We start from the raw sequence: 6,676 nt of genomic DNA on the forward strand, positions 1-6,676 counted from the left end.
CCCTCCCCCAGACCCCCCTCCTCGTCGTCGACCGCGCCGCCCTCGAGCGCAACATCGACCGCATGCAGGCCCTCTGCGACGCCGCCGGCGTGCGCCTGCGGGCCCATGGCAAGACCCACAAGTGCTCCGCCCTCGGCCGGCTGATCGTCGAGCGCGGCGCCGTGGGCCTCTGCTGCCAGACGGTGGGCGAGGCCGAGGCCTATGTCGCGGGCGGGATCAGGGACGTTCTGGTCACCGCCCCGGTCCCGGCCTGGGGTCCGCCGCGCCTCGCCGCGCTCGCCAAGACCGGCGCTGTGGTCGGCGCGGTCGTCGACGACGAAGGCCAGATCGACCGCCTGTCCGACGCGGCCGTGGCCGCCGGCGCCGTCCTGGACGTCGTGGTCGACCTCGACCTCGGCACCCACCGCGCGGGCGTCTATCCGCATGAAGCCCTGGCCCTGGCCCGCGCCATCGACGCCGCGCCGGGCGTGCGCTTCGGCGGGATCCAGGCCTATCTCGGCCACCTGCAGCACCTGGACGACGGGGCGCTGCGCAAGTCCGCCGACGAGGCCGCCTTCGCCACGCTGAAGACCCTGGTCGCCGAGCTGACCCAAGCTGGACTTCCCCCGCCGGTGGTGACGGGCGGCGGCACCGGCACCCACGCCTTCGACCTCGCGTCGGGCGTCTTCACGGAGCTGCAGGCTGGCTCCTACGCGGTGATGGACGTCGAGTACGACGCCTGCGGCGCGCCCGGCGGCGGCGACTGGCCGTTCGAGCCGGCTCTGTTCGTGGCCTCCACCGTCGTCTCGGCCCGCCACAAGAGCCATGTCGTCTGCGACGCCGGCTTCAAGGCCATGTCGATGGACGGCCCGCCGGCCCGCGTCGTCGCAGGCGCCGCGCCCGGCTCGCTGTGGCGACCGATGGGCGACGAGCACGGCATGATCGCTCACCCTTCGACCTTCGACGTGCTGAAGGCCTCGGGCGGGACGCCGCTGGGCTTTGACACGGCGGTGGCCGGCGCGGACGCCGATCCCGCCCGCGCCTGGCCCGCCGACGCGCCCCGTGTCGGCGAGCTCGTCTGGCTGCAACCCGGCCACTGCGACCCGACCATCAACCTCTACGACGCCCTGCATGTCTGGGACGGCCAGCGGCTGGAGCGCTGGGCGGTGGATGGGCGGCGGGTGAGCGCTGTCTAAGGCCTAAGTCCTCTTCTCGTGTCATCCCGGCCGAAGCGCAGCGAAGAGCCGGGACCCAGGGGCGACCGCACTGCGTCGGCGCCTGGGTCCCGGATAGCCTCTGCGAGGCTTCCGGGATGACACGGATTTTGGCGGTATCGCTACCTGGTCATCCCCCACGCCACGCCCCCTAGCCACGCCTTCAAACCCCCTCTACGTTCCCGCGCTCAACGACAAGATTTGCTCCCGAATGGAGTTGCGATGAAACGCCTGCTGCTCGCCACCGTCCTTCTGGCCGCGCCCATGCTGGCCCAGGCCGCCGACGCGCCCAAGATCGACCCCGCCAAGCTGTCGGCCCACATCAAGGTGCTGTCGTCGGACGAGTTCGAAGGCCGCGGTCCAGCCACCGAGGGCGAGAAGAAGACCGTCGCCTACATCGTCGATCAGATGAAGGCGATCGGCCTCACGCCCGCCGGCGACTTGCTTGAAAAGGGTGGGCGGAAGGACGGCCAGCGCGCCTGGACCCAGGACGTGCCGCTGGGCAAGTTCCAGATCGACGGCCCGGTGACCGCCAGCGTCACCGTCGGCGGCAAGGTTCAAGCCCTGGCCCAAGGCGAGCAGATCGCCATCCGCGCGGCCATGACCAATGTCGACGCCGTCTCGATCAAGGACGCTCCGCTGGTCTTCGTCGGCTATGGCGTGAAGGCGCCCGAGCGCAACTGGGACGACTTCAAGGGCATGGACCTGAAGGGCAAGATCCTGGTCGTGCTGATCAACGACCCGGACTTCGAGACCGGGCCTGATACAAAGAATGGGGGCGACTTCGGCGGCAAGGCCATGACCTATTACGGCCGCTGGACCTACAAGTACGAGGAGGCCGCTCGCCAGGGGGCGGCCGGCGTGCTGATCGTCCACGAGACCGCTCCGGCCTCGTACGGCTGGAACACGGTCAAGAACTCCAACACCAACGTGATGTTCGACATCGTCCGCCAGGAGCCGGCCAAGTCGCACCCGTCGATGGAAGCCTGGATCCAGCGCGACGTCGCCGTCGACCTGTTCAAGCAGGCCGGCCTCGATTTCGAGGCCCTGAAGGCGCAGGCCCAGACCCGCGACTTCAAGCCCGTGGTCCTGACCGGCGCGACCTTCTCGGCCGACTACAAGGTCAAGCACGAGACGATCGTCTCCAAGAACATCGCCGGCCGCATCGTCGGCACCCAGTATCCGGACGAGACCGTCATCTACAGCGGCCACTGGGACCACCTCGGCGTCGGCGCGCCCGACGCGCGCGGCGACAAGATCTACAACGGCGCGGTCGACAACGCCGACGGCATCGCCGCCCTGCTGGAACTGGCCCGCGCCTTCAAGAGCCAGCCCGCCCCGCAACGCTCGATCCTGTTCCTGGCCGTGACCGCCGAGGAGAAGGGCCTGCTGGGCTCGGAATACTACGGCGCCAACCCGCTGTTCCCGCTGGCCAAGACCGTGGGCGACATCAACATCGACGCCCTGTCGGCCGCCGGTCCGGCCAAGGACGTGACGACCTCGGGCGACGGCAAGGTTGATTTGCAGGACATGCTGGTCGCCAAGGCCAAGGCCCATGGCCGCTACTTCTCGCCCGATCCCGCGCCGCAGGCCGGCCACTTCTACCGCTCGGACCACTTCCCGTTCGCCAAGCGCGGCGTGCCGGCCATCTCGATCGGCTCGGGCACGGACCTGGTGAAGGGCGGCAGGGAAGCCGGCGAGACGGCGGAAGCCGACTACACCGAGAAGCGCTACCACCAGCCCGCCGACGAGTGGTCGCCCGACTGGGATCTCTCGGGCCAGGCCGCCGATATCGGTCTCGTCTACGAGATCGGCCGTGACCTGGCCAACAGCCGCGTCTGGCCGCAATGGCAGGCGGGTTCCGAGTTCAAGGCCCTGCGCGACGCCACCGCGGCCCAGCGGAAGTAAGGCTTTTCGGGAGGGAGCCATTCTCCCTCCCGACCTCCCCGGCGAAGGCCGGGGCCCAGTTTCAGCCTGAGCGGTTGGAGGTGTCGCGCCAGCGGCCTCGACCGCTCGGCAGGCGCTTGTGGGTTCGATCTGGACCCCGGCATTCGCCGGGGAGGTCGGAGTTATGAGCGATAGAGATATCCAGAGTTCCCCATGACCGCCTCCGTCTTCGACCTCTTCAAACTCGGCGTCGGCCCGTCGAGCAGCCACACCATGGGGCCGATGACGGCCGCGGGGCTGTTCGTCGCGCGGCTGCGCGCGGCGGGCCAGTTGGAGACGGTGGCGCGGGTCGAGACGAAGCTCTACGCCTCCCTGGCCCTGACCGGTCGCGGCCACGCCACCGACCGGGCCGTGATCCTGGGGCTGATGGGCTTCGTTCCAGCCGATCTCGATCCCGACGCCGGCGAGGCCGCCCTGCTCGAGGTCCAGGCGACCCAGTCCCTGCGTCTGGGCGGCGAGCGCGACATCGCCTTCGACGAGGCCAAGGACATCGTCTGGCTGGGCCACGAGCGCCTGCCCCAGCACCCCAACGGCCTGACCTTCAGCGCCTACGACGCCTCCGGCGTTCTGCTGGGCGAGCGGACCTATTTCTCGATCGGCGGCGGCTTCGTCCGCGACGAGAGCGAGATGGGCCGCAACGCCCCGCCCGAGGAAGGTCCCGTCGTCCCCTACCCGTTCGAGAGCTCCGCCGACCTACTGGAGCGCGCCGAGGGAGCCAGGCTGACCATCGCCCAAGTCATGGCCGCCAACGAGCAGGCGCGGATGAGCGAGGGCGAAATGAACGCCGGCCTCGACCGCATCTTCGGCGCCATGGAGGCCTGCATCGATCGCGGCATGCGCCAGGACGGCGTGCTGCCCGGCGGCCTGACGGTCAAGCGCCGGGCCCGCCAGATCCACCAGACCATCCAGGGCCGGATGGAGCGCCAGATCAGCGACCCATTGGCGGCCATGGACTTCGTCAACCTGTGGGCCATGGCGGTCAACGAGGAGAACGCCGCCGGCGGCCGCGTCGTCACCGCCCCGACCAACGGCGCGGCGGGGCTGATCCCGGCGGTGCTGCGCTTCTTCGTCCGCTTCCACAACGGCGGCCCTGAGCAGGTCCGTGTCTTCCTGCTGACGGCGGCGGCGATCGGCGCGCTCTACAAGATGAACGCCTCGATCAGCGGCGCCGAGGTCGGCTGCCAGGGCGAGGTGGGCGTGGCCTGCTCGATGGCGGCGGCGGGCCTGGCGGCCGCCCTGGGCGGGACCAACGCCCAGATCGAGAACGCCGCCGAGATCGGCATGGAGCACAACCTCGGCCTCACTTGCGATCCGATCGGCGGGCTGGTGCAGATCCCCTGCATCGAGCGCAACGCCATGGGCGCCATCAAGGCCATCGACGCCGCCCGCCTGGCCCTGCTGGGCGACGGCCAGCACTCGGTGTCCCTCGACAAGGTCATCGCCACGATGAAGCGCACGGGCGAGGACATGAACGAGATCTACAAGGAGACCTCGATGGGCGGCCTGGCGGTGGGTCTGTCGGTGAACCGGGTGGAGTGTTGAGCAAGTTCCTCCCCCGCGATGCGGGGGAGGTGGCCCAGCGGGCCGGAGGGGGCCATCTCGGCGTAGACGGTGCTCGCCCCCTCAGTCGCTCCGCGACAGCTCCCCCGCATCGCGGGGGAGCATCTGCTCGGCGCTTGCCGATCGCGCTCCTTTTGCTAGGGTGCGCCCCGGAACATCAAGGGAACATCCACGCATGGGCAAGATCCGAACCGGCATCGGCGGCTGGACGTTCGAGCCGTGGCGCGGGACGTTCTATCCCGAGGATCTCAAGCAAAAGGACGAGCTGAAATACGCCTCGTCCAAGCTGACCAGCATCGAGATCAACGGCACGTACTATTCGACCTTCAAGCCCAACAGCTGGCAGAAGTGGCGCGACGAGACGCCCGACGACTTCGTGTTCTCGGTGAAGGCCAGCCGGTTCTGCACCAATCGCCGGGTGCTGTCGGAGAACAACGACTCGCTCGAGAAATTCCTGTCCCAGGGCCTGGAGGAACTCGGTCCGAAGCTTGGCCCGATCAACTGGCAGTTCATGGCGACCAAGAAGTTCGATCCGGCGGATTTCGAGGGATTCCTCAAATTGCTGCCAAAGGAGCTGAAGGGCCTGCGCCTGCGCCACGCGCTGGAGGTTCGCAGCCCGACCTTCGCCTGCCAGGAATTCTACGACCTCGCGGCCAAGTACGGCGCGGCCATCGTCTACGCGGTCGACGACGAAGAGCCGACCTGGCCCTGCATCGACCAGCCCACCGCCGACTTCACCTACGCCCGGCTGATGTCGAGCAAGGCGGACGAGCCGACGGGGATGACCTCCGACGAGCTGGACGGGATCGCGGCCCAGACGCGCGAGTGGGCCAAGCGCGGCGACGTCTTCGCCTATTTCATCGCCGGGGCGAAGGTGCGCAATCCGGCGGCGGCGATGGCGCTGATCGAGAAGCTGGGGGGCTGAGCGAAACCCTCTCCCAGAGGGAGAGGGAGGGACCCGCGCGCAGCGCGGGAGGGTGAGGGGTTAAAGCCCTCGACCGCGAAACCCCTCACCCTCCCACCGCTTTTAGCGGCGGGCCCCGCCCTCTCCCTCTGGGAGAGGGGTATTCCTCGGAAACCACGGCACGAACCCGCTGGTCCGCGCGACGTACTCCGCATAGCCCGGCTTGGACTTCTTCATCTTGCCCTCGGTGGTCGGCACGCCGCTCCACTTGGTCAGCAGGAAGGTGATCAGCACCGGGCCCGGCAGGGCCCAGGCGCCCAGGCCCGTCTCGGCGGCGATCAGATAGAGGCCCCACCAGACGCAGGCGTCGCCGAAATAGTTCGGGTGGCGGGTGTAGCGCCACAGGCCCTGGTCCATGACCTTGCCGGTGTTGTCCGGGTTGGCCTTGAAGGCGGTCAGTTGGGCGTCGCCGATGGTCTCGAACAGGATGCCGACGATGGCCAGCGCCGCCCCGGCATAGGCCAGGGCGCCCAGCGTCCCCGGTCCCTGGCCCAGCTGCACCGGCAGGGCGACGACATAGCCCAGCACCGCCTGCAGCCCGAAGACGATGATCAGCGCGGTGGTGGCGAAGCTCCACTTCTTGGCCTTCTCATAGTGGGCGAAGATCGCGACATAGCGGCGGTCCGCCCCGTGCTTGCGCCAGCGCCACAGCAGATAGACCCCCAGCCGCCCCGCCCACAGGGTGCAGAGACCTGTCAGCAAGGCGCCATGCGGCGTGATCGGCCCCTGCAGCAGCGTGCTCCAGGCCAGCAGCGCCATGCTCGGCCCCCACCAGGCGTCGATGAAGCTGACGTCCCGCGTCCGCAGGCTGACGCCCCATAGGGCCAGGAACGCGACCGCCGAGACGGCGGCGTTGACGGCGAGGATGGTGAGGATGGGCATGAGGGTCTCTGGGCGGAAGATGCGGTTGATACGGGCGCCGAGGCGTTTTGGTTGATCCTCCCCCGCGATGCGGGGGAGGTGGCCCGAAGGGTCGGAGGGGGCCAGCACGGCATGGGTCCAGTTTGCCCCC

4 protein-coding genes and 2 pseudogenes are annotated in these 6,676 nt (G+C 69.2%); 5 read left to right on the forward strand and 1 reads right to left on the reverse strand.

Annotated elements, in window-relative coordinates; translation table 11 throughout:
- The 5 genes and pseudogenes from AX690_RS10055 to AX690_RS10070 form a co-directional block, all read left to right on the forward strand.
- A partial coding sequence (locus tag AX690_RS10055; protein WP_066730357.1) for an alanine racemase occupies positions 1 to 1,175 on the forward strand: 1,175 nt, incomplete at its 5' end.
- A gap of 16 nt (positions 1,176 to 1,191) precedes the next feature.
- Positions 1,192 to 1,269 (forward strand): annotated as a pseudogene (locus AX690_RS23640) (hypothetical protein); the annotation flags it as partial.
- Between the two features lie 146 nt (positions 1,270 to 1,415).
- Positions 1,416 to 3,101, forward strand: coding sequence for a M28 family metallopeptidase (locus AX690_RS10060; protein WP_066682124.1), 1,686 nt, complete (start codon positions 1,416 to 1,418; stop codon positions 3,099 to 3,101).
- Positions 3,102 to 3,293: 192 nt separating this feature from the next.
- Positions 3,294 to 4,682, forward strand: coding sequence for an L-serine ammonia-lyase (locus AX690_RS10065; protein WP_066682127.1), 1,389 nt, complete (start codon positions 3,294 to 3,296; stop codon positions 4,680 to 4,682).
- A gap of 134 nt (positions 4,683 to 4,816) precedes the next feature.
- Positions 4,817 to 5,625, forward strand: a pseudogene (locus tag AX690_RS10070) (DUF72 domain-containing protein).
- A 102-nt stretch (positions 5,626 to 5,727) separates the two neighbouring features.
- On the opposite strand, the gene AX690_RS10075 reads toward AX690_RS10070, so the two are convergent.
- Entirely contained in the window at positions 5,728 to 6,654 is a 927-nt protein-coding gene (locus tag AX690_RS10075) for a DUF1295 domain-containing protein (protein WP_066730358.1), read from the reverse strand.
- Between the last annotated feature and the right edge of the window lie 22 nt (positions 6,655 to 6,676).

The organism is Caulobacter sp. CCH9-E1 (assembly GCF_001556515.1).
GTDB lineage: Bacteria > Pseudomonadota > Alphaproteobacteria > Caulobacterales > Caulobacteraceae > Caulobacter.